Source organism: Micromonospora sp. NBC_00421 (assembly GCF_036017915.1).
Lineage (GTDB): Bacteria > Actinomycetota > Actinomycetes > Mycobacteriales > Micromonosporaceae > Micromonospora.
Genome location: NZ_CP107929.1, coordinates 1,186,369 through 1,209,028 on the forward strand (window position 1 = coordinate 1,186,369; position 22,660 = coordinate 1,209,028).

Annotated in this window: 18 protein-coding genes; 5 read left to right on the top strand and 13 right to left on the bottom strand. The window is 71.4% G+C overall.

Annotated features, from left to right (window positions below):
* The first annotated feature begins 147 nt into the window (after positions 1 to 147).
* A complete protein-coding gene (locus tag OHQ87_RS05560) occupies positions 148 to 1,701 on the top strand; it encodes an NAD(P)-binding domain-containing protein (protein ID WP_328345539.1) in 1,554 nt (517 codons plus the stop codon).
* 4 nt (positions 1,702 to 1,705) lie between these two features.
* Here the strand turns inward: OHQ87_RS05560 and OHQ87_RS05565 are convergent, their stop codons facing one another.
* From OHQ87_RS05565 to OHQ87_RS05575, 3 genes are all read right to left on the bottom strand, one after another.
* Positions 1,706 to 2,305 carry a nitroreductase family protein gene (locus OHQ87_RS05565; RefSeq protein WP_328348755.1) on the bottom strand — a complete coding sequence of 200 codons (600 nt, stop codon included), beginning with the start codon at positions 2,303 to 2,305 and terminating at the stop codon, positions 1,706 to 1,708.
* A 150-nt stretch (positions 2,306 to 2,455) separates the two neighbouring features.
* Complete coding sequence (locus tag OHQ87_RS05570; protein ID WP_328345540.1) at positions 2,456 to 3,574, bottom strand: carboxylate-amine ligase; 1,119 nt, start codon at positions 3,572 to 3,574, stop codon at positions 2,456 to 2,458.
* A 50-nt stretch (positions 3,575 to 3,624) separates the two neighbouring features.
* Positions 3,625 to 4,791, bottom strand: a complete 1,167-nt coding sequence (locus OHQ87_RS05575) for a M20/M25/M40 family metallo-hydrolase (RefSeq protein ID WP_328345541.1) — start codon at positions 4,789 to 4,791, stop codon at positions 3,625 to 3,627.
* A gap of 237 nt (positions 4,792 to 5,028) precedes the next feature.
* Here OHQ87_RS05575 and OHQ87_RS05580 point away from each other — a divergent pair, with 237 nt between their 5' ends.
* Positions 5,029 to 5,580 carry a carboxymuconolactone decarboxylase family protein gene (locus OHQ87_RS05580; RefSeq protein WP_328345543.1) on the top strand — a complete coding sequence of 184 codons (552 nt, stop codon included), beginning with the start codon at positions 5,029 to 5,031 and terminating at the stop codon, positions 5,578 to 5,580.
* Between the two features lie 52 nt (positions 5,581 to 5,632).
* On the opposite strand, the gene OHQ87_RS05585 is transcribed toward OHQ87_RS05580, so the two are convergent.
* Positions 5,633 to 6,568, bottom strand: coding sequence for a hypothetical protein (locus tag OHQ87_RS05585; protein WP_328345545.1), 936 nt, complete (start codon positions 6,566 to 6,568; stop codon positions 5,633 to 5,635).
* A 115-nt stretch (positions 6,569 to 6,683) separates the two neighbouring features.
* Between OHQ87_RS05585 and OHQ87_RS05590 the strand changes: the two genes are divergently transcribed.
* Positions 6,684 to 7,529, top strand: a complete 846-nt coding sequence (locus OHQ87_RS05590; protein ID WP_328345547.1) for a maleylpyruvate isomerase N-terminal domain-containing protein — start codon at positions 6,684 to 6,686, stop codon at positions 7,527 to 7,529.
* A 109-nt stretch (positions 7,530 to 7,638) separates the two neighbouring features.
* Positions 7,639 to 8,865: an acyl-CoA dehydrogenase family protein gene (locus OHQ87_RS05595; RefSeq protein WP_442930686.1), complete on the top strand. Its 1,227-nt coding sequence runs from the start codon at positions 7,639 to 7,641 to the stop codon at positions 8,863 to 8,865.
* A 139-nt stretch (positions 8,866 to 9,004) separates the two neighbouring features.
* Here OHQ87_RS05595 and OHQ87_RS05600 read toward each other — a convergent pair whose 3' ends face one another.
* From OHQ87_RS05600 to OHQ87_RS05615, 4 genes are all read right to left on the bottom strand, one after another.
* Positions 9,005 to 10,615 carry a cellulase family glycosylhydrolase gene (locus OHQ87_RS05600; protein WP_328345551.1) on the bottom strand — a complete coding sequence of 537 codons (1,611 nt, stop codon included), beginning with the start codon at positions 10,613 to 10,615 and terminating at the stop codon, positions 9,005 to 9,007.
* Positions 10,616 to 10,884: 269 nt separating this feature from the next.
* A complete protein-coding gene (locus tag OHQ87_RS05605; RefSeq protein ID WP_328345553.1) occupies positions 10,885 to 12,150 on the bottom strand; it encodes a prolyl oligopeptidase family serine peptidase in 1,266 nt (421 codons plus the stop codon).
* Between the two features lie 129 nt (positions 12,151 to 12,279).
* On the bottom strand, positions 12,280 to 12,636 hold the full coding sequence (locus OHQ87_RS05610; RefSeq protein ID WP_328345555.1) for a hypothetical protein: 357 nt from the start codon (positions 12,634 to 12,636) through the stop codon (positions 12,280 to 12,282).
* Between the two features lie 25 nt (positions 12,637 to 12,661).
* Positions 12,662 to 13,882 (bottom strand): extracellular solute-binding protein, encoded by a 1,221-nt coding sequence (locus OHQ87_RS05615; RefSeq protein ID WP_328345556.1) that lies wholly within the window; start codon positions 13,880 to 13,882, stop codon positions 12,662 to 12,664.
* A 448-nt stretch (positions 13,883 to 14,330) separates the two neighbouring features.
* On the opposite strand from OHQ87_RS05615, the gene OHQ87_RS05620 reads away from it, so the two are divergent.
* The gene (locus tag OHQ87_RS05620; protein ID WP_328345558.1) at positions 14,331 to 15,548 is read left to right on the top strand and encodes a chitosanase; all 1,218 of its coding nucleotides are present in this window, start codon (positions 14,331 to 14,333) and stop codon (positions 15,546 to 15,548) included.
* A gap of 64 nt (positions 15,549 to 15,612) precedes the next feature.
* On the opposite strand, the gene OHQ87_RS05625 is transcribed toward OHQ87_RS05620, so the two are convergent.
* The 5 genes from OHQ87_RS05625 to OHQ87_RS05645 all read right to left on the bottom strand — a co-directional run bounded on the left by OHQ87_RS05625 (position 15,613) and on the right by OHQ87_RS05645 (position 22,659).
* Positions 15,613 to 17,967 (bottom strand): AbfB domain-containing protein, encoded by a 2,355-nt coding sequence (locus OHQ87_RS05625; RefSeq protein WP_328345560.1) that lies wholly within the window; start codon positions 17,965 to 17,967, stop codon positions 15,613 to 15,615.
* Between the two features lie 143 nt (positions 17,968 to 18,110).
* On the bottom strand, positions 18,111 to 18,398 hold the full coding sequence (locus tag OHQ87_RS05630) for a hypothetical protein (RefSeq protein WP_328345562.1): 288 nt from the start codon (positions 18,396 to 18,398) through the stop codon (positions 18,111 to 18,113).
* A gap of 207 nt (positions 18,399 to 18,605) precedes the next feature.
* Positions 18,606 to 20,690: a hypothetical protein gene (locus OHQ87_RS05635; RefSeq protein WP_328345564.1), complete on the bottom strand. Its 2,085-nt coding sequence runs from the start codon at positions 20,688 to 20,690 to the stop codon at positions 18,606 to 18,608.
* A 35-nt stretch (positions 20,691 to 20,725) separates the two neighbouring features.
* Positions 20,726 to 21,796, bottom strand: a complete 1,071-nt coding sequence (locus tag OHQ87_RS05640) for a glycoside hydrolase family 130 protein (protein ID WP_328345566.1) — start codon at positions 21,794 to 21,796, stop codon at positions 20,726 to 20,728.
* A gap of 2 nt (positions 21,797 to 21,798) precedes the next feature.
* Positions 21,799 to 22,659: a carbohydrate ABC transporter permease gene (locus OHQ87_RS05645; RefSeq protein WP_328345567.1), complete on the bottom strand. Its 861-nt coding sequence runs from the start codon at positions 22,657 to 22,659 to the stop codon at positions 21,799 to 21,801.
* Position 22,660: the final 1 nt, after the last annotated feature.

The window sequence follows — 22,660 nt, forward strand, 5'->3', positions numbered from 1 at the left end:
GCCGTGTGTCGGCCCGTCCCCGCCCGCCCGGCGGGGGCGGGACCGCCGGCCCAGTTCGGCTCTTCGGCTGCACCATCCAACCCGGATATGTATTGACTTAAGTGCATTTATCTACAATGGTCATGGGTACTCGACGCGGGAGCATCCATGACCGACTTGCCAGCGGGCACCGAGCACCATCGTTATCTGATCATCGGCGGTGGTCCGGCCGGCCTCCAGCTGAGCTACTACCTCCAGCAGGCCGGCAGCGACTACCTGACGCTGGAGCGCGCGGCCGAGCCCGGCGAGTTCTTCCGCCGGTTCCCCCGCCACCGCAAGCTGATCTCCCTGAACAAGGTGCACACCACGAGCACCGATCCGGAGATCCGGCTGCGCTGGGACTGGAACTCGCTGCTGCACACCCCGGCCGACCTGCCGTTCGCCGACTACAGCCGGGAATACTTCCCCTCCGCCGACGACATGGTCCGCTACCTCGGCGACTTCGCCCGCCACCACGGGCTCGCCGTCCGCTACGACACGACGGTCGAGCGGGTGTCCAGGACCGAGGACGGCTTCCTCGTCCGCGCCGGCGGGCGGCTGCTGCACGCCGACTGCGTGGTGGTGGCGGCCGGCTGGGGCAGGCCCCACATCCCCGACGTACGCGGCATCGAGCACGCGATCGGCTACGAGGACATGAGCACCGACCCGGCCGACTACGCCGACCAGCGGGTCCTCATCCTCGGTAAGGGCAACTCCGCGTTCGAGACCGCCTCGGCGATCCTCGGGCACGCCGCCATGATCCACCTGGCCAGCCCGCGCCCCCTGCGGCTGGCCTGGAACACCAAGCACCCCGGCGACGTACGCGGCCACCACGGCGCGGTCCTGGACAGCTACCAGTTCAAGACCCTGCACTCCGTGCTCGACTGCGTCGTCGACGAGATCCGCCCGGTGGGGGACAGGTACGAGGTGCGCCTGACCTACACCCACGCCGACGGCGAGACGGCCGTGATGGAGTACGAGTCGGTGCTGCGCTGCACCGGCTTCGCCATGGACACCTCGATCTTCGCCGACGACTGCCGCCCCGGCATGGTGCCCAGCGGGCGGCTGCCCGCCACCCGCCCCGACTGGCAGTCGGTCGACGTCGACGGGCTCTACTTCGCCGGCACGCTGGCCCAGGACCGGGACTTCAAGAAGGCCTCGTCGGCCTTCATCGACGGGTTTCGCTACAACCTGCGTACCCTCGCCGCCCTGCTGCGCGAGCGGTACGACGGCGCGCCGCTGGCGTACGAGAAGGTCGCGGCGGACGCCGAGGCGCTCACCGAGGTGGTGCTGGACCGGGTCAACTGGAGCTCGGCGCTGTGGACCCAGTTCGAGTTCCTCTGCGACGCCCTCGTCGTCGACGCCGGCGCCGGGGTGGTGCGCCACTACCACGACCTGCCCGAGGACCACGCGGTCGCCCGGTTCGGCGGCGAGAGCCACTACTACACGTTCTCGCTGCGCTGGGGCCGTGACAGCTACTCCGACGTGTTCGCCATCGAGCGGCATCCGCAGCCCGACCGGGCTGCCGAGAGCGCCTTCATCCACCCCGTGGTGCGCCGCTACCGGGGCGGGGAACTGGTCGAGGAGCTGCACCTGCTGGAGGACCTGCTGGCCGAGTGGCGTCGGCAGGACCGGCACGTGCAGCCCCTGCGTGACTTCTTCACCGCGGACCTGGGGCGGTGAGGTCCTACCGGAGGACCATGACCTCCGACAACTTCTTGCGGGTCAGCTGCGGGACGGTGACCCCCTCGGCCGGGTAGCCGACCGGTATCACCAGGCAGGCGCGCTCCTCGCCCGGACGCTCGCAGATGTCGTTGAGGAACCGCATCGGGCTGGGCGTGTGGGTGAGGGTGGCGAGCCCGGACAGGTGCAGGGCGGTTATCAGCACCCCGACGGCGATACCCACCGACTCCTTGACGTAGTAGGGCTTCGGGGTGTGCGGCCCCTGGTGCACCTCGAACACCACGATGACCACGGGGGCGGTCTCCAGGAACGGCTTCTGCCAGTCGGTGCCCATCGGGGCCACCGCCTCCAGCCACTCCTGCGAGGCACGGCGCGTGTAGAACTCGACCTCCTCGGCCTCGGCGGCCTCGCGCAGCCGCCGCTTGCGGTCGGCGTCGGTCACCACCACGAAGCGCCAGGGTTGCAGGTTGGCGCCGCTGGGGGCCGTCGCGGCGGCCCGGACGGCCTCCTCGACGACCTCCAGCGGCACCGGCTCGGCCGAGAAGTGCCGCACCGACCGGCGGGCCGCCATCCGGTCGGCGAAGTCCCGGGCGGTGCGGCTCATCGACGTGGGATCCAGCCGTTGCAGCTGGAACGGGGTGGTCGCGATCTGGTTCACGGGGGGCCTCCATCGGCAGGTCGGGGCCCCTCCAGCATCACCCACGCCACCCGCCGCCGGTTGTGCGTGATTGCCCAGATCGCCGCCCGCGAACAGTCAGCCCGCCGTCCGCTCCGCGAGGTCGTCGACGACGTCGGCGAGCGTGCCGCCGTCGCGGACGACGGCCCGCTGGCGGCGCGCCCCGGTGCCGTCGACGCCGAGCCGCTCCAGCCACTGTCCGACGGGGTCGTGGTCGCTGTGGGCGCGTAGCGCCGGCTCGACCGTGGCCAGCAGGTCGCGGACCAGTTCGGTCGTCGGCCGCAGCCTGCCCGTGCGCGGGTCCAGGCCCTCGCCGTCCAGGCCGTCGCGGGCTGCCCGCCAGTAGGCCGCCCGCAGCAGCTCACCGGTGACGTGCGGGGTGGGTTCGCCGGCGGCCACCGCGGCCGACAGGTGCACCACCAGCGCCCGCACCAGTGCCGCGTACCGCGCCGCGTCCTCGGCGGTGGTGGCGGAGTCGGCGACCCGGACCTCCAGGGTCGGGTACCGCTCCGAGGGGCGTACGTCCCAGAAGATGGTGGCCCGGTCGACGAGCGCGCCGACGTCGAGCAGTTGCCGTACCACCTGGTCGTAGTGCTCCGCCGAGTCGAACACCGGCGGCGGCCCGGCCACCGGCCACCGGCCCCAGACCGTGGTGCGCCAGCTCGCGTACCCGGAGTCGCGGCCGTCCCAGTAAGGCGAGTTCGCGGTCAGGGTCAGCAGCAGTGGGAGGTACGGCCGCAGGTGGTTGCCGACCAGCACCGCACGCTGCCGGTCGGGCATTTCCACGTGCACGTGCAGCGCGCACAACGCCAGCTCGTCGTGCAGGCCCCGGTACATCTCGTTGCCGAGGGTCTGCCGCGGGCCGACGGTCATCGGCGGCGGCACCGCCCCCGCGACGGGGGCCGTGCCGGTGGCGACCACCCGCAGCCCGGCCGCCCGCGCGCAGTCCGCGACGACCTTGCGGGCCTCGCCGAGCTGGTCGGTCAGCTCGCCGAGGGTGCCGCAGGCGTGGGTCCGGGTCTCCAGTTGCAGTTCGGTGATCTCGCCCGACACCCGCTCCCCGAGCGACGCGGACGCCGCCGCCACGACCTCGGCGGCCCGGGGCACCGGGGCCCGGGTGACGGCGTCGACGACGAGGAACTCCTCCTCCACCCCGAAACGGGGCGGTGGGGCGGCCGGGGGCGTGGTGAGGGTCATGACACACCATTATGGACGGCTGATCGGCCCGTGGCCAGCAACGACGCGCCTCATAGGCGCGCGGGAACGCCTCGGGCCGCGCCGACCGGACCCCGCCGCTGCCGGGCGAGGACGCCGACGATCGTCGCGGCGAGCAGGGCGGCGCGGTCGGGCAACTGGCTCACGTCCACCCACTCGCTGCGGGCGTGCGACCCGCCGCCCACCCCGCCCAGGCCGTCCAGCGTGGCCACGCCCAGTGACCCGGTGAAGTTCGCGTCGGACGCGCCGGCGGCGTGCGCGGCCTCCAGCGGCGGCAGGCCCAGCTCGTGGCCGGCCCGCCGGGCGATCTCCAGCAGCGGCATGGCCACCGCCTCCTGCAACGGGTAGCGGTTGATCCCGCCGCCCACCACGAGAGCGGCCTCGGCCAGGTGGGGGGTCAGCGCGTGGATCAGCCGGTCCACCCGGTCGAGCTCCTCCCTCGTCCAGGCGCGCACGTCGACGCAGAACGTCGCCGACTCGGGCACCTGGTTGCTGATGCTGCCGGCGCTGAGCACCGTCGGCGTGACGCTGGTGCCCTCGGCGGCGAACGCCCGTACGGCCAGGACCTGGTGGGCCAGCTCGACGGCAGCGTTCACCCCCCGGTGCGGCTCCACGCCCGCGTGCGCTGCCCGGCCGCGGACGGTGATGTCGTACCTCGAACCGCCCTTGCGGGCGACCTTGAGCGCGCCGGTCTCCGTGGCCGGCTCGCCCACCAGCACCGCCCGCGACCGCCGGGCCTGCTGCTCGATCAGCGGCCGGGACGTCGGAGACCCGCTCTCCTCGTCGCAGGTCAGCAGCACCCCCACCCGGGAGGTGTCGGGTAGCAGCGACAGCGCGGTGACCAGCTGCACGATGCCCGACTTCATGTCGCACACCCCGGGCCCGGTGGCGATGTGGTCGGCGAGCGCGAAGGGCCAGTCCCGCGTGGTGCCCTCCGGCCACACCGTGTCGTAGTGCCCCAGCAGCAGCACCCGCTGGTCCTCGGCCTGCCAGAGCAGGTGCGGCAGCCCGTCGCGCACGACCCGCACGGCGGGCCGGCCCAGCAGCGGGCTGATCCAGCTCTCCAACAGGTCGGCGCAGGCGTGCAGGTGCCGCACCGCCCCGGGCGGGGATTCGGCGTGCACGAGTTGACGGAGTCGGTCCACCATGGGCCCGGCCTGCGTCCGGGCCTCCTGCCGTATGTGCGTCGTGTCGACCATGGTGCCGATCGTGGCAGCGGCCCTTACGCAGCGGCAATACGCATCCGTGCCCTGCTCGTCACCGTAGGTGTCGGCCCAGGTGCCGGCCTCGCGGACGGCATTCTCGAAGAGCCCGCGACCCGAAGCGTCGGGCCGCGATGGGCACTGTCGAAGAAGCGGACGGGCCGCCGGGCCGGCAGCATGCGCAGCAGGACCGCGTCGCCGCCGGCCGCGGCCTGTCACGCCGAGGAGAGACACGTGGCACACATCGATCTGGGTCTGGACGAGACGCAGTACCCGGGGATCAGCGGGCTCATGCACTACCGACCGGAGACCGCCAAGGCGCTCAACGCCCTGGCCGAGGCGCTGCTGCACGCCCCGCACCCCACTCTCGGCGCCGGCGAGCGGGAGCTGATCGCGGCGTACGTCTCCGGGCTGAACGACTGCACGTTCTGCTGCTCGTCGCACTCGGCATTCGCCGCCGCCCAGCTCGACGGCGGCATGCCGTTGGTGGTCCAGGTCCGGACGGACCCGGACACGGCCGAGGTCTCCGCGAAGCTGCGCGGCCTGCTGCGGATCGCCGCCGCGGTCCAGTCCGGCGGGCGCCAGGTGAGCACCGCGCTTGTCGACGCGGCACGCGCCGAGGGCGCGACCGACCTGGAGATCCACGACACGGTGCTGATCGCCGCCGCGTTCTGCATGTTCAACCGCTACGTCGACGGGCTCGGCACCCGACTGCCGGAGGACCCGGTGGCCTACACCGAGACCGCGCAGCGAATCAAGGTCGGCGGATACGTGGGCTCGGCCTGACCCGCCCCGGTCCGGCGGGCGCGGGGCCGCGCCCGCCGGCACGACCACCGTCCTATCCGTTGTACGGCATGGTGGGGAACCAGCCGTAGCCGAACATCGCGGGCAGCCGCACGTCCCAGTACACGACCATGAAGACACCCAACGCGATCAGCAGTGCCCCGGTCACCGCGGCGGTACGGGTCGGGCTGGCCGCGAGCCATCGCACGAACCGGCCCCGGGTGGCCACGATGACCAGGGCGAACAACGCGGTGACGATGGCGATGTTGCCGAGCGACTGGAGCACGAACGCGCCCGCCCCGTACAGCGGGTTGCCGGTCTCCACCGCCCAGTGGAAGAGCTTGTTGAACAGCGGGTACGGCCGGCCGATGAGGAACCCGCCGACCAGCGCGCCGAGCACCACCACCCGGGCGACCGGGCGACGCGCGAACGAGTCGGGCAGCGTGCCGAGCGCGGCCAGACCGAGGTAGACGAAGGCGAGCCCGATCACGCCGAAGACGACCATCGACTGGACCAGGCGCACCGGCAGCCCGCCGACGGTGTCGGTGGACAACTGTGGCAGCCGGTCGCCGAGCAGCACGCCCACGAAGCCGTACGTCGCGGCGACCGCCACCATCCCGACGGTGAGCCAGCCGACCGGCCGCAGCAGCACACGCAGCCCGGCCCGGGTCGCATCGGCGTCGCTGGCCTGGCTCATCGGGCCGACCGCGGCGGCCATCGCGATGTTGCACGCCGTGAACGTGCCGGCCAGGCCCGAGACGAACGCGAAGACCAGACCCGCGACGGTGCCACCGATGGCGGTGGCCTTCGCATCGTGGCCCAGCAGGGTGTTGGCGACGTTGTCGCCGATCACGTGGTCGACGAACTCGTACGACCACAGCACCGCCAGCAGGATTCCCGCCGCGACGCCGCCCAGGACGATCCGCCCGCGCGAGCGCGGATAGGCGTGCGCGGTGAGCTGGACCGCGCGCACTGTTTCGGTGTCAGTCATGGATGGATTGTGGAGACGGAACCCCCCGTTGCCTTCTTCCGGATTGCCCTGTGCGTCGGGCAGGACGGCAACCTCGAACAAGTGCCCGCGTGCCCGTCTCCTCCATGGTGGACTCATGTCGGTCACTCCGTACCAGTGGCGTCGCGTCCGTACCTCCGTGCCCGTCGTCCTCGGGCGGCTGCTCGACCTCGTCGGCGAGGCCCCGCCGGATCGGCCCGCCACCGCGCACTGGACGGTGGCGGACACCATGGCCCACCTGTGCAGTGTCGCCGCGATGGGGCTGGCCCTGGTCCGGAGCGCCCCACCCGACCTGCCGGTGCCCGATCTGCTCGAGCTGCGCCGGCGCACCACCGTCGACACGATCTCGGTGATGAACGCCGAGGTGCTGCGGCACTTCACCGAGCGGCGGCTGCCGGTGCTGGCCGAAAGGTTGCGCGCCGACGTCGAGGAGGTGCTGCGGGCGGCCGACGACGCCGGACCGGAGCACGAGGTGTCCTGGCTGGGCGGGGCCCGGCTGCCGGTCGCCGGGCTGCTGGCCCACCTGCTCAACGAGCTGAACCTGCACGCCTGGGACATCGCCCGGGCACTCGGCCGACGTTGGGCCGTCGACCCCGCCGACGCCGCGCTCTTCGTCGACCTGTTCATGATCGGCATGACCCGCCGTGGCTACGGCCGGCTGCTGGACCGGGACGGCCCGGCGCATCCCGGACCGATCTCGGTGAACTTCCGGCACCGCTTCGGTCCCGAGGTGACCATGGCGCTGATCGACGGCCGGGTGACGGTGGCACCGACGAAGCGCCGTCCCGACGTCCGGCTCTCCTTCGATCCGGCCACCTTCACGCTGATGCTGTTCGGTCGGGTGCCCCGGGTACGCGCGGTCCTCGGTGGCGCGGTGCGGGTGGGCGGCCGGCGGCCCTGGCTGCTGCCGATCTTCCTGCGCACCATGCGCCTGCCGTCCTGACCCGGGTCGCCGACCTCGCCTGCCGTGCGGCGGCGACCGCGCCGGCGGGGCGAAGGGCACGGGCGCAACACGGAAGAAGTGCCCGCGCGCTGACGGGTGCGACCGTGGGATGGACAAGGTCCACGAGGCGGAGAGCCTGCCCAAGGAGGAACTGGTGACGATTACCGAAACCCCCACGCGCGAGGAGATCCTCAGCCGCGTCGCCAAGGCCGAGCCGGTGCTGCGGGAGCACGTGGCCTGGTCGGAGGAGAACCGCCGCCTGCACGAGGCGACGGTCGAGGCGATGGCCGAGGCCGGCATCTTCCGGATGCGGGTGCCCAAGCGCTACGGCGGCTACGAGTGCGACGGCGCGACGCTTGTCGAGGTCGGCACGGCGCTGGGCCGCATCGACGGCTCCGTGGGCTGGGTCGCGATGGTGAACTGGATTCCCACGTACCTGGTCTGCATGTTTCCCGACGAGGTGCAGGACGAGGTGTTCTCGATTCCGGACGTGCGGGTCTGTGGCACCAACGCCCCCAAGGGCACGATGGTCCCGGTCGAGGGCGGCTACATCCTCAACGGCCGGTGGCCCTTCGTCAGTGGCGCGCACCACGCGCACTGGATGGAGGCGGCGGCGGTCATTCTGCGCGACGGCGCCGAGCCGGAGCCGGTCATGACCATGGTGCCGATGTCCGACATGGAGCTCGTCGACGACTGGCACACCACCGGGCTGCGCGGCTCGGGCAGCATCACGACGGTGGCCACGAACGTCTTCCTCCCCGCCGAGCGGGTCATCCCGCTGGGTGCCGCGCTGGGCCCGGACACGCTGTCGGCGACCAACCGGAACATCCCGATCTACTCCACTCCGGCCACGCTGGTCGCCGCGGTCTCCGGGGTCGGCATGCTGGCCGGGCTGGCGAAGGCGGCCCGGGACACCTTCTTCGACCGGTTGCCCGACCGGAAGATCATCTACACCGACTACCCGAGCCAGGCCGAGGCCCCGCTGACCCACCTACGGGTCGGCTCCGCCACCCACAAGATCGACCAGGCGGTGTTCCACGCCCGGCGGATCGCCGAGGTCGTCGACCACAAGGCGTTCAGCGGCGAGGCGTGGACGGTCGAGGAGCGGGTCCGGGTACGCGCCGACCAGGGCGAAGCGGCGCGACTGGCCAAGGAGGTCGCCGACATCTTCCAGATGGCCAGCGGCGGCACCTCCATCTACACCGACGTCCCGATCCAGCGCATCGTGCGGGACATCACCTCCGCCGCGCTGCACGGCCTCGTCGTCCCCGACGTCAACACCGAGCTGTACGGCAGGGTGCTGTGCGGACTGGAGCCCAACACCCTCTACATGTGACGCCTGTGCGCCGCGCCGGGCCCTTCCCACCACCGCCGTGGGGAGAGCCGGCGCGGCGTCGGTCGTCTGGTGCGGTCGGCCCGCCGTGACCGCGCGGGCCGGGCGTCCGTGACACCCGGCCCGCGCGGTCACGGCCGGCTCAGCTCGCCGCGCAGGACAACGACGGTACGCCGTTGGTGCCGCTCGCCGATCCCAGGAAGCCGAAGGTCGTGCTCCCGCCGGCACTGATCGCACCGTTGTAACCGACGTTTCGGGCGGTGACCGTCGCGCCGCTGGCGGTGACCGTCGCGCCCCACGCCTGCGTCACCTGTTGTCCGTTCGCGAAGGTCCAGGTCGCCGTCCAACCGCTGATCGCCGAGCTGCCGGCGGTCACCCGTACCTCGGCCTGGAAGCCGCCCTGCCACTGGCCGGTCACCGTGTACGACGCCGAACAGGACCGCCCGCCCGACGGCGGCGTGGTCGTCGGCGCGGCGGTGGTCGGTGCCGGGGTGGTCGTCGGTGGGGTGCTGGTCGGTGGGGTGGTGGTCGGCGGCGTCGTCGGGGTGGTGCTGCCGACGCCGCTCATGATGGCGTCGATGATGCCCTGCTGGGTGACCGTGGCGTTGCTGCGGTTGAACAGCCCGAACCCGTACGCCCCGTTGTAGCCGTTGTCCCAGTAGGCGGTGGCCGCCCCGTACTTCTTGGCGGTGGACACCAGGGTGCGCGCGTAGTCCGCGCGGTAACGGTTGTTCGTCGAGTCGGCGGCCGTCTTGTCGACCGAACCGTATTCACCGACGAAGACCGGGTAGCCACGCGAGACGAAGGTGTCGCGTACCTTCTTCAGCTGCGCGTCCATGAAGTCCTGCTGGCCCCAGGTCGACTTCCGTGCCGGATTGGTGGCGGCCGGCCCCCACTGCGTGATGGTGCCGTTCTCCTCGCCGGCGAAGTCCCAGGGGTCGTAGTAGTGCACGGAGATCATGAGCCGCTGCTCGTTGGCGGGAACGGACGTCGACCGGTACTGGTCCGTCGGCAGCACGAAGCCGTAGTTGCCCACGGTGTAGTCGATGTTGGTGTTCCAGCCGGGGACGAGCAGCCAGCGGGAGGTGTTGTTCCCGCCGGTCCGGCGGACCGTGTCCACGAAGATCTGGTTGTAGGCGTTGATGTTCGAGTAGCACGGTTGGGTGGGATTGCCGTACTGTCCGTCGAACTCCTCGTTCATGGACTCGAGGATGAGGTGCTCGCCGTAGCTCTGGAACCTGGTCGCGATCTGCTGCCAGACCTTCTGGTACTTGTCCCTGATCGTCGTCTGGTTGGACGAGTCGCAGATCAACCACGAGCCGGTGATGGTCTTGTAGCCGTCGCCATGCATGTTGATCAGCACATACAGACCGCGACCGTAGGCGTAGTCGACGATTTCCTTGATCCGGTTCAGCCAGGCGGAGCTGATCGTGTAGTTGGGGGCGGACCCGATGTTTCCCAGGTAGGAGACCGGGATGCGGATCGTCTTGAATCCCGCCGCCTTCACCCGGTCGATGAAGGCCTGCGTCACGACCGGGTTGCCCCAGGCCGTCTCGCTGGGGATCCCGTTGGCGTTGGCCTCCAGGGCGTTCCCCAGATTCCAGCCCGCCCCCATGTCGGCGACGAGTTGGGTGGCGTTCAGTGGGGCCATGCTGTCAGCCGATGCGGAACTCGCCAGCACGGCTGTGGATCCGGCCAGCGCCAGTACGCCGGAGAGCAAGGCGAACTGGACCTTTCTCAGTGTGGACTTCACGAGCATCTCCTGTCTTCGAACCAACCGTCACGCTGGGTTGTCGAAGCGATTCGACGATACTCGACTGCCTGGATGGGGCGGTCGATGGGCGGTCAAAGAATAGATGCCTGTATATAAATGAAGCAAGATTGCCGGCAGCACGTCTCCGTCGAGGGTTGATCACCGTGCGGGGGGCGGCACCCCCGTGCACCTGCGGGTGGACGGCCCGGCTTCGACCCGATGGGCGTGCCGGACGGCAGCAGCCGGCCGGCATGCGCGGAGGCGGCGGATCACCGGTGGCGGCGGGCCATCCACTGCCAGATGCGGGTGCCGTCGAGGCTCGGGTCGTTGCGGGCCACGTAGATCCAGGACCAGTGACCGGGGAACCGGTAGCCGTCCCAGACGACGTGGTCGTACAGGGTTATCAGTGATCCCGGGATGAGGTGGTGGGCGTGGACCGTGTTGGTCTCGGGCGGCACGGTGTCGTCGTCGCGTGAGGTGACCAGCCAGGTCGGGGTGTGGATCTTCGCCAGCTCCGCGTCGGTGATCAGCGGCGGGCCCTCTCCGCCGAGTGGCTCGACGACGCCGCAGACCGGCACCGACGCGGCGAACAGGTCGGGGCAGGCGACGGTCATCTCCAGGGACATGTAGCCGCCGTTGCTGCACCCGGCCACGTAGATCCGGTCGGGGTCGACGCGCTCGCGGTGGACGAGGTCCTCGACGATCTCGCGGATCAGCGGGGCGAACCGGGGACCGTCCTCCATCCAGTAGGAGGTGCTCTGGGGAGCGACGACGTACGCGTCGGAGAAGATCCGTTGCGCCTCCGGGGTGGCGAAGCCCAACGCGCCGCGGTTGGCGCGCAGCGTGGTCTCGTTGTCGTAGTAGTCGTCGGGCAGTGAGGCGCCCTCGCCGGCACCGTGCAGCCAGAGGATCAGCGGCAGCCGACCGCGGCGGGGGGACCGCTTCGGGGAGTACAACCGGTACTTCAGGCCCGAGCCCGAGACGTGGTGGCTGAAGGCGTCCACCTCGGGGTTCGACAGCCGCCCCTGCGCGAAGCCGGTGATGGTGACCGGTGGGCCGTGACGCCGGACGAGCGGGATGTTCTGCCTGATGGTGTAGACGAGGTCCAGCCGGACGTTGCGGCCCCTGCTCACGATGTAGCCGAGGGTGCCACCGCCGAGTTGACCTTCGGCATGGCTCAGGTCGAGCACGATGTTTCCGTGCCGGTCGAGCCGGGCTGCGGTCACCGTGCGGTCCAGGTCGTACTCGCTGAAGATCAGATCGCCGGGAGCGATCGGGATCGGGCTGGTGGCCTTGGCGTGCACGGTGAACGTGCCGGGGTGGAGCCCGGCGGGGTCGATCGGCCCGAGCCGGCCGGTGTCGAGGGTGACCGAGGTGACCTGTTCGCCGCCGTCGAGCGTCCGCGCGTCGAGGGTGAAGCTCACACCGGTGGGACGGTGGCCGTCGGCGTGGGCGGCAGGGCCGGGCAGTGCCAGGCCGACAGCGGCGCCGGCGCCGCCGGCCAGGACGGTGCGGCGAGTGACAGACGTGGACATGCGGCTCCCGGCACCTATGTAGACGTTCGTCGATAGAGGATCAACCTAGCGCCGCAGGGATCCGCTGGCAACCGGTGCCGTCTCGGGTGAGGCTCGGCGTGCCCACCGACCCGCCGACGCAACAGCCCCTTACCGCGCGGTCGGCTGACTGCCGGTGCTCGCGGCCTCCGGGTCGGCCGGCCCGACATTGGTCGGAGCGTCGGGGCTCGCGGCGGTCTGCAACTGGTACGACCGGTAGGTCAGCCAGAGTGCGACCAGCCCGGCGACTGCCGCTGCCACGCTGGCGAGCTGGTCGGCCAGGTCCGGGCCGAGCGCCAACACCCCGACGACGATGATCAGGACCGCCAGCCCGCCGAGCGCCACGGTGCGGACCTGCTGCTTGGCCAGGTGCGCCGTCCAACGGCGCGGGATCACCCTGATCACCAACTCCGCCAGGATGATGCCGGCCATCACCAGGATCGGCACCTGCCACGGCTCGACCTTCATGGATCCTCCTTCACCCCGTCTCCGGTTATTCGAGTGCCGCCTTCATGGCGGCGATGAACTCCGAGGTCAGGTCGGACTCACCGGTCAGCATCTGGTTGGTGTGGTCGACGAAGACCTCGGCGAACGCGCGGTATTCGGGGTGCATCGGCCGGGGCCGGGCATTCTCCACCGCACCCCGTAGTGCTTCCAGGTGTGGGATGACCGCCTGGAGGTTCCTGTCGTTGTACGCGTCGGCCAAGGTCGGGGCGAAGCCGTGCCCGGCGAGGATCTTCTGGGCTGCTGCGCCGGTCATGAAGTTGATGAACCGGAGGGCGTGGTCGGGGTGGGGGCAGGTGCGCACGAGTGCGAGGCTCTGGCCGCCGAGCACCCCGGGCCTCAGCGGGTCCACCTGGATCTTTCCGGCCAACAGGTCGGGGTCCTTACGCTGCTGGAGTTCGCGGTACTTCACCGGCCAGTTACGCATGAACGTCGGTCTGGCCTGCACGAACGTGTTCAGGCTCGCGTTCTCGTCGCTGGAGAGCGTGACCTTCTTGGCCTCGATGGCCGCCCGCAACGGTTGCAGCGCCTTCTGCCAGGGCTTCAGCTCGAACAGGATCTCGCCGTTCGCGCTCAGCAGTTCAGGGTCCACGGACATGGCGTGCTCCAGGACGTTGACCAGGAAACCCTCGTTGTAGTTCGACGAGTTGGGACTTAGCTGGCCGACGAACGAGCGCTTACCGGCGGTGGCGAAGGTGTCGAGCACGAGCGACAACGTCACCTTGTCGGGCTGCTCGGCCGCGGGATTGCGCCAGAACAACATGCCGACATCGGTGTTCAGCGGCGCGGCCCAGTAGCTGTTCGGGGCGTCGGCGACCTGGTGGAGATCCTTCACCGACGTCAGGAAGTTCGGGTCGGTCAGCCGGATCGGGGTGATCAGCTTCTGCGCGGCGAACTCGGGGATGTCGACGATGTCCAGGTTGAGGATGTCGGCACTGCCGTTCTGGGCTGCCGTCAACAGTCTCTTGCGTTCGTCGCCGGATCCGCCCTCGACCTCGTCGGTGAACCGGACCGGGGTGTCGGGGTTGGCCTGGTTCCACATGTCCATCAGCAGCTTGCGGGCCCCGGTGGGGTCGGCGCCGGTGGCGAGTCGGAGCTCGACCGGTGGTGGGCGATGTCCGCCGGGTAGCAGGTAGACCGCTGAGGCGCTCAGCGCGCCGCAGGTCAGCACCCCGCTGAGAAAGGAGCGCCGCGAGTACTGCTCGGACATGGTGCGGACTCCTTCGATCCAGGCCGGTTACATGCGCGCAACGAGTCATTCATCACGTTACGCTTTGGCGTTGATGAATGACGGGCCCGGTAGGGGCGCTTGGCGGAGGTTGTACTGTCGGAAACCGGATTCGACGCCGGGGCCGGCTCCGGTGTTCCGCTCTCTCGCCTGACAACATCTTCCGACGCAATTGTCAGTCCTGGAATATGCAGCAACGGGTCGCCGCTGTCGCACTGCCGGGTCGGTGGAACGTCGGGCCTCGTCGCCCGGATCCGGCGCAGCGGTCGTCACGGTCTGACCTGATCACCCGGACCCCTGATGGGCAGCCGATTGACCCACCACGACCAGTTAATATAGTTTCCTGATTCCTGTGGTGCCCGCCCGGGCGCACGTCGAGCCTGGGCACCGACCGGCTGGCGGCCCGCCGCCCCTTCCCCGAGGAAACGCCATGGTGCGCAGAAGAACAGTCGCCTACGCCGTGGGCACCCTGCTGACCGGCATCGCGGCGGTCGGCTACGGCCTGCCGTCGGCCAGCGCCGCGACCGCCGGCCCGATCACCGGTCTGGCCGGCAGATGCGTCGACGTGGCCGGCGCCGACCCGGCCAACGGCACGGCGGTGCAGCTCTACGACTGCAACGGCACGGCGGCCCAGACGTGGACGGTGGGCAACAGCGACAGCTCGATCCGCGCGCTCGGCAAGTGCCTCGACGTCACCGCCGCGTCGACCACCAACGGCGCCAAGATCCAGCTGTACGACTGCAACGGCACCGGCGCCCAGAAGTGGACCGCCGCCAGCGGAGGCGCCCTGGTCAACACCGCCTCCGGCAAGTGCCTCGACGTGACCGACCGGAGCAGCGCGAACGGTGCCCGACTGCAGATCTGGACCTGCGGTGGCACCACCAACCAGCAGTGGACCCTTCCCGGTGGCGGCACCCCCACGCCCACCCCGACCGCCACCGCCCCGGCCGGCACCAACCTCGACGACCCGGCGAAGAAGGACGTCGCCATGCAGCTCGTCTCGGCGGCGGAGAACTCCTCGCTCGACTGGCGCGCCCAGTTCTCCTACATCGAGGACATCGGCGACGGCCGCGGCTACACCGCCGGCATCATCGGCTTCTGCTCCGGCACCGGCGACATGCTCGAACTGGTCCAGGCGTACACGAACACCAAGCCCGGCAACGTGCTGGCCGGCTACCTGCCGGCGCTGCGCGCCGTCAACGGCACCGCGTCGCACGCGGGTCTCGACCCGAACTACCCCCGTGACTGGCGCACCGCCGCCAACGACCCGGTGTTCCGCGCCGCCCAGGAGTCCGAACGGGACCGGGTCTACTTCACCCCGTCGGTCCGCGACGGGAAGAACGACGGGGTCCGGGCGCTCGGCCAGTTCGCCTACTACGACGCGGCGGTCATGCACGGGTACGAGGGCATGCGTCAGATCCGCAGCCGTGCCCTCACCCGGGCGAAGCCCCCGGCGCAGGGTGGCAACGAGCGGACCTGGCTCCACGCGTTCCTCGACGAGCGGGTCGTCGAGATGAAGAAGGAGGAGGCCCACTCGGACACCTCCCGCGTCGACACGGCACAGCGGGTGTTCCTCGACAACGGCAACCTCGACCTGAACACGCCGCTGGTCTTCGCCGTCTACGGCGAGCAGTTCCGCATCGGCTGACTCGCGCCGTGCCACGGGGCGGTCCAGGGTGTCGGCGCGGTGCCGGCGCCCTGGACCGCCCCGCTCACGGTGCCCAGGGTGTCGTGATGTTCCAGGTGCTGTCCGCGGCCCACAGCACGGGTGTGTTCCACGCCGCGCCGCCGGTGCCGTTGCTCAGCCAGACCTCCGAGTCGTAGTGCCGCAGGTATCTGCCGCGGAAGTTGTAGGACTCCAACGAGACCCCGCCTCCGCTGACCCCGACCCGGGCGCACCAGGTGGCGTCCGCGCGGAGCAGCGCCGAGCCGTCGTTCGGCGAGTTGCGCACGCGCGACTCCTGGTGCCTGAGGAACTGCCCGGGGAAGTTGACCGACTCGAACGAATAGCACGCCGCGTCGGCCAGACCCGCCCGGACGGTGTACGTCGCGTCGCTCCTGAGCACCGCCGAGCTGTTCGCGTCCACGACCTCCGTATAGGCGAGGCTGTCCCGGTGTCGCAGGAACCGGTTGGTGTACCCGGGGGTCGTCACCTGTAGGGAACGGCGGGTGTTCAGTGGCAGCGCCACCGGCGCCGAGCTGCCGATCGTCCTGGACGCGTTGATCAGGGCCAGGTTGGCCGCCCGTACCCGGGCCTGGTCCATCTTGACCACCTGCCGGTCGTAGGTGAGGAATCCGTTCAGCTCACCCTCCTGGTCGGCGATCTCGGTGTAGACCGAGGCGCTCAACCCCTTGCCGAGCATGAGGTTCTGCGTGCCCTGCACCAGGCCGACGTAGCGGTCGGTCAGCGCGGTGGAGTTCGGTTGCCACTCGTAGGCGAAGAAGCTGCCGTTCGGGCTCCACTCGTGTCCGGACGCGCGCAGGCCGAGGCCGCCGAACTCGCCGAGCACGGCGATCCGGCTGCTCGACGGCACCGGCGAGTCCGGCCCCAGGTAGACGTGCCAGTCGTCGATGTCGCCGTTGCCGGGATCACCCGACGACTGGCAGCAGTTGTGGCCGCTGTGCGCGTTGACCAGCCGGGTCGGGTCCTGGGTCTTGACGGCCTGGGCGACCCGGCGGGTGTCGGCCAGCGCCCGCTCACCCCACCCCTCGTTGTAGACGGTGTAGGTGACGACGGCCGGTGAGCTGCGATGCTCGTCCACGATCTCGCGGGCCTCGGTTTCGAGCTGCGCCTGCTGCGCGTCGGTCGCGTTGATGTCCTGCGCGGTCAGGGACGGGACGTCCTGCCACACCAGCAGACCGAGCCGGTCGGCGTGGTAGAACCAGCGCTGCGGTTCGACCTTGATGTGCTTGCGCACCATGTTGAAGCCCAGGTCCTTGTGCTTCTGCAGGTCGAACGCGAGCGCGGCGTCGGTGGGGGCGGTGTAGAGCCCGTCCGGCCAGAAGCCCTGGTCCAGGGTGCCGGTCTGGAAGACGAACTGGCCGTTGAGCTTGGGTCGCAGGACACCGTCGACCATGCCGGTGCTGATCTCGCGCATCCCGAAGTAGTGGGTGGTCCGGTCGACCTGAGCACCTGCGGCATTACGCAGGGTGATGCGCAGGTGGTAGAGGAACGGGTCGTCGGGCGACCAGCGGCGGGCGCTCGGCACGGGCACCGCGAACTCGGTGAGACCGCCGGTGGCGGAGCCGACCACGGTGGTGCCGTCGAGCGCTTCGGCCAGGACGCTGTGACCGCTGACGTCTCCCCGGGTGAGGACCCGGACGCGCAGGGTGTTGTCGGTCAGGCGCGGAGTGAGGTCGGCCCTGCTGATCGAGGCCGTCGGCACCGGTTCCAGCCACACGGTCTGCCAGATGCCGGAGCTCGGCGTGTAGAAGATCCCGCCGGGCTGCTTGGTCTGCTTGCCGATCGGCGGCAGGCTGCCGTTCTGCCGGCTGTCCGTCGGGTCCCACACCTTCACCACGATCTCGTTCGCGCCGCCCCGCAACGGTGCGGTGACGTCGAAGCTGAAGGCGTCGTAGCCGCCGGTGTGGCCACCGACCGGCACGCCGTTGACCCAGACGGTGGTCTGCCAGTCGACGGCGCCGAAGTGGAGCAGCACCCGGCGTCCGTTCCAGTTCTCGGGCACCGTCACGGTACGGCGGTAGAACAGGTAGTTGCGGTTGTCCCCGGCGGCGCGCCGCACGCCGGACAGGGCGCTCTCCACCGGGAACGGCACGTTGATCCGCTCGGGCAGATCGGCGTTGAACTGCGGGGCGTCGTCGGTGGCGGACTGACGTAGCTGCCATTCGCCGTTCAGGTTGAGCCAGTCCGACCGGGTCATCTGCGGTCGCGGGTACTCCGGCAGTGGCGTGCCGTCGAGTGCCTGGGCGGTCCAGGGGGTGGTCAGCGGCGGGTTCTTGGCCGGTACGGCGTGCGCCGGTGCGGCCGGCGCGGCGAGCAGGCCGGCGACCAGGGTGAGGACGAGCAGTAGGGGTGCGACGAGGCGGACGGGATCGGGACGTGTCATGCCGTCTCCATCGGACGGGCCGTCAGGGCCGAGCTGCGCCACCGGCGGCTGGCAGTGGGGGTGTCGGGCGGCCGGTCAGGTCACGTCCGGTCCACGGGCCGGGCGCGGACGTCGGGAGTTCCGGGAGGGATCGGTGGTGGTAGTCATGACTCTGCGCGCTGTCCGTCCACGGTATCGGACTTCGGGGGACAAAGGGGCGACGGACGGGTGTCGTTCTGAGGCCCGGTCAGATGGCGTCGGGCCGCCTTGCTGAACTCGGCCAGCAGACGCGACCGGTCACCGGATCGGGTGGCGAGCACCACGTGGCCGGGGGCGATGCCCTCCAGCGCCACGGTGGTCAGGTCCGGGCGCAGACCGCGGATGCCGCCGGGCACGATGGCCACCGCCTGACCGGCGGCGACGAGTTCCAGCTTGTCCTCGGCTGCCGTCACGAGCGGGCCACCGGGCGCCGGCCGCCGTCGACGTCACGTGCGGCCTCGATCAGGGCCTGCGCGCCGGCAACGGTCGGTGGCTCGACCGGCGGAGGCGCCCCGGCGTACGACTCTGGGTCACGGCGCCCGCCCCGAGACCGGCGGCGAGCTGCGTCGCCAGCCCGCCTGCGGCGGGACCGCACCATCGCGGTCCCGCCGCAGGTCGCGTCAGCGCCGCACGACGGTGAAGCCGCCCGGCAGGACCCGTGCCGGCACGGTCGCGCCGGACACCACCGTCCGCGACCGGCGCACCCCCGCCGGGTCGTACGACTCGACGACGGCCGGTCCCGTGCCGGGCAGGGTGACAGTGGTGGTGCGCGGGGCGCGGGCGGCGCTGCGCAGCACCGCCGTGGCGTGGCCGTCGCCCGCGACGACGAACCGGGACAGCAGCGGCTCCAGCATGACCGCGTCGACCACCGCGCCGTCGCCGGTGGCCGTGGCCGCCAGCGCGGTGGCCCCCGCCGGCAGTTCGCCCGCCCCGGACAGGGTCACCGGCAGCAGCGCCCCGGGGGCGGGGGAGGTGCCCTGCGCGCCGGTCTGCCCGTGCCGCACCTGGCCCAGCGGCGACGTCCGGCCGTCACCGGCCAGGGCGGACCAGCGGGTGACCGCCGACGCGCCGGGGGTCAGGTCGACCACCGGCAGCACCAGCTCCGGCTGGGGCGACGGCGGCAGTTCCCAGCGGACGGTCGACCCGGCGGGCATCCGGACCAGGGACCCGCCGCTGATCGACGACTCACCGTTCCACGACGACGGCGGGGTGACCACTGTGGCCCCACCCTCGCGGGTGCCCTGCTCGGCCTCGACCACGCGGGTGCCGACACGTTCCACGATCCGACCCTGCCGGGCCGCCGCGGCCACCTCCGGTCGGGCGTCGAGGGCCAGCATGCTGAGCAGGCCGTGGATCGTCGACTCGGCGCCGGAGTTGCGGTTGATGGTCCCGTCGCCGGAGATGCCGTCGATCGTGCGCCCCGTCGCCGGGTCGTACGCGGGCACGCCGGCCGGGTTCGCACCGAAGTACCAGGCGGCGACGACCCCGGCGAGCTGGTCGAAGCCGCCGCGTCCGGTGGCGTCGGCGACGGCGAGCAGCGACTGCAGGCGGGAGTCCACCCCGTAGGCGATCTGGCTGCGGTCCACCGGGGTGGGGATCCGCCCGTTGTCCGGGCCGCCGGAGGTGAGCAGCCACGGGGTGAAGACGGCGGAGTCGGCCACCGCCGGGTCGAGCAGCCGCCGGTCGCCCGACACCCGCGCGGCGGCGGCCAGCGCGGCCGGCATCTGTGAGCCCCACCCGTGCCACATCGACCGCGACAGCGCCCACGGGCGGACCGCCCCGAACGGCCAGTGCCGGGCGTCGCCGCCGGCCAGCGCGGCGATGCCCGCGGCGAAGTGGCGCAACGCCAGGCGGGCCGTCGCCCCGCCGCCGGCCCGCACGTACGCGGCCAGCCCGAGGACCGCCTCGGCCGTCGCGTCGGCCCCGTCGGCGATCAACCAGGCGGGGGTGCGCTCGCCGTCGACGGTCTGGAAGGTGCCGTACCGGGAGAGGACCTGCCGTTGCAGCGCGCCGATGGCCAGGTCGAGGCGCTCGCGCAGGAAGCCGGCGAACCCGACGTCGGCGGTACGCCACGCGGCGTACCCCTCGCCGAGCGCCCACACCGTGCGGGCCAACCAGTACGACGGGCCGCTGTCGGACGGGTCCGGCAGCTCGACCGGCTCGGCGCTCGGGTTGAGGGTGCCGTCCGGCTGCGCCCACAGCACCACGTTGCCGGCGTGCGGCCCGGTCGTCGTCTGCAGGTAGGTCAGGCCGCGCAGCAGTTCCCGGGAGACGTCCCGGCTGCCCGTCGACCCGGTCTGCGTCCAGTGCCGCAGGTAGACCACGGCGGCCCGGGCCACGTCGTCGGCGTTGTACGCGCCCTGCCCCCAGGTGTCGGTGGCCGGGTCGTACGCCCCGCCGCCGACCCGGCGCAGGTTCCCGTCCGGTCCCGGCTCGGCGTACGTCCACAGCATGCCGACCTCGGGGGACTCGGCGAGCCGGTAGGTGGTGTGCCCCTCCAGCGCGGGCGGGGCGACGGCCTGGCGCAGGAAGTCCAGGTGCGAGAGGTTCGTCAGCGCCCCGGCAGCCGGCGCGGTGGCGGTGGACCCGGTGGCGGTGGACCTGGTGGCGGTGGACCTGGTGGCGGGGGCCGCCCCGGCGGGGGTGCCGGCGAGCAGGGGAGTGCTCAGGGCGAGCCCGCCCAGCAGCAGGGTGCGGCGCTTCACTGTGGCTCCTCGGTGCGGTCGGGACGGGGGTGTCGTCACGGCAGCCGGTCCAGCCGGGCCACGCCGATGCGGGAGTCCGCCATGCCGTAGAAGACGTAACGGACGCCGTCGACCTCCTCGACGGCGGTCGGGAACACCACGTTCGGCACGGTGCCGTTGCGCTCCTCGGCCAGCTCCGGCACGAGGATCGGCTCGGCGGTACGGGCCAGCACCCGCGACGGGTCCGCCGGGTCGAGCAGCATCGCCCCGGCGGCGTACTCGACGCGCTGGGTGGTGGGGTCGAAGCCCTCGGGGATCTCGCCGGTGACCCCGTGGTGGATCAGCAGCCAGCCCTCGGGCACCCGCAGCGGCGGCGGACCGGCACCGATCTTCAGCTCCTCGTACGGGAACTCCGACAGCGCCACGCAGCGGTGCCCGCGCAGCCGCACCAGCGCCCCGATGTCGGCGCGCACCTCGTCGACGGGCACGTAGGAGATCCAGATGCCGGGCCGTTCGTCGGTGACGCCGGCCGGCAGGTGCACCCCCTCGCCGGGGCGGAACCAGCCGAGGTCCCACATCGGACGGTGCAGCATCGCGTAGCAGTCCCGCCCGTCCGGGCCGGGCACCGGTTCGGGGAAGAACACGGCGTCCTTGTTGGGGAACATGTTCAGGTCGGTGTCCAGGTCGGGCTGGTAGCCGAACTGCACCGGCCCGAGTCGCTGCCAGTGCCGCAGGTCCGCCGACACCGCCAGGGCAAGGCGCGGGCCCAGTGGCCCGTACGCGACGTACGTCATCAGGTGTCGGCCCAGGTCCGGCACCCAGGTCGTGCGGGGGTCCTCGACCCCGGCGTTGTTCTTGCCCCGCTCCCAGCCCTCGTCGGGGGCCAGGACGACGCCGTCGCGGCGGACCCCGGCCGGTACGCCGTCGCGCAGCTCGACCTCGGCGAGGCCGACCCGGGACACGTTGCCCTCGGCGACGAGCCGGGGCAGCAGGTGCAGCCGTCCGTCCGGGGTGCGGCCGCTGGCCGGGTTCAACACCCCCTCGGCCTCCAGGGGCTGGCCGGGCTCGGGCGTCATCACGACGCCGATCCTGGTCAGGGTGTAGGGGACGGTGGTGGAGACAGTCATCGTCAGCCTTTCACTCCGGAACCGATGTCGGTGGAGACGAAGTACTTCTGGAAGGCCAGGAACAGGCCGACCGCCGGGGCGGCCAGGACGCACGCCCCGGCCAGCACCGCCCCGTACGGGTTGGCGGCGCGGGCCGCCACGTTGCTGATGTAGTTGGCCAGCGAGACCGCCAGCGGCTGCATGTCGGCCTGCTTGGTGACCAGGAACGGCCACAGGAACTCGTTCCACGGGCCGATGAAGGTCAGCAGGACGACGGTCAGCAGCGCCGGGCGCACCAGCGGCAGTGCCACCGACCAGAGCACCCGCAGCTCACCGGCGCCGTCGATGCGGGCGGCGGCGAACAGCTCGTCGGGCAGTTGCAGGAAGAACTGCCGGAAGACGAACACGGCAGTGGTGTTGATCGCGAACGGCAGGATCATCCCGAGGTACGAGTCGGCCAGCCCGTAACCGCGCACGATCAGCACGTACAGGGGGATCAGCAGCAGTTGGAACGGGATCACCTGCACCAGCAGCACGAGCGCGAACAGCGTCCCCCGGCCGCGGAACCGCAGCCGGGCCAGCGCGTAGCCGGCGAGCAGGCCGAACACCACAGTGCCGAGGATGACCCCGCCGGTGAAGATCCCCGAGTTGACCAGGGAGCCGAGCAGGTCCACCCGGGAGTTGATGTCCCGGTAGTTGTCCAGGGTGAGCCCCGAGGTGGGGAACGCCCCGGCCGGGGAGGTGTCCGGTTCGGCCTGCAACGACCCGACGAACATGTAGTAGAAGGGGAACAGGAAGACCAGCGCCCCGCCGAACAGCGCGACGGTGCGCAGTACCGTCGTCAGCCGACCGCCGGTGGCGCGCTTCCCGGGTGTGCCTGCCATG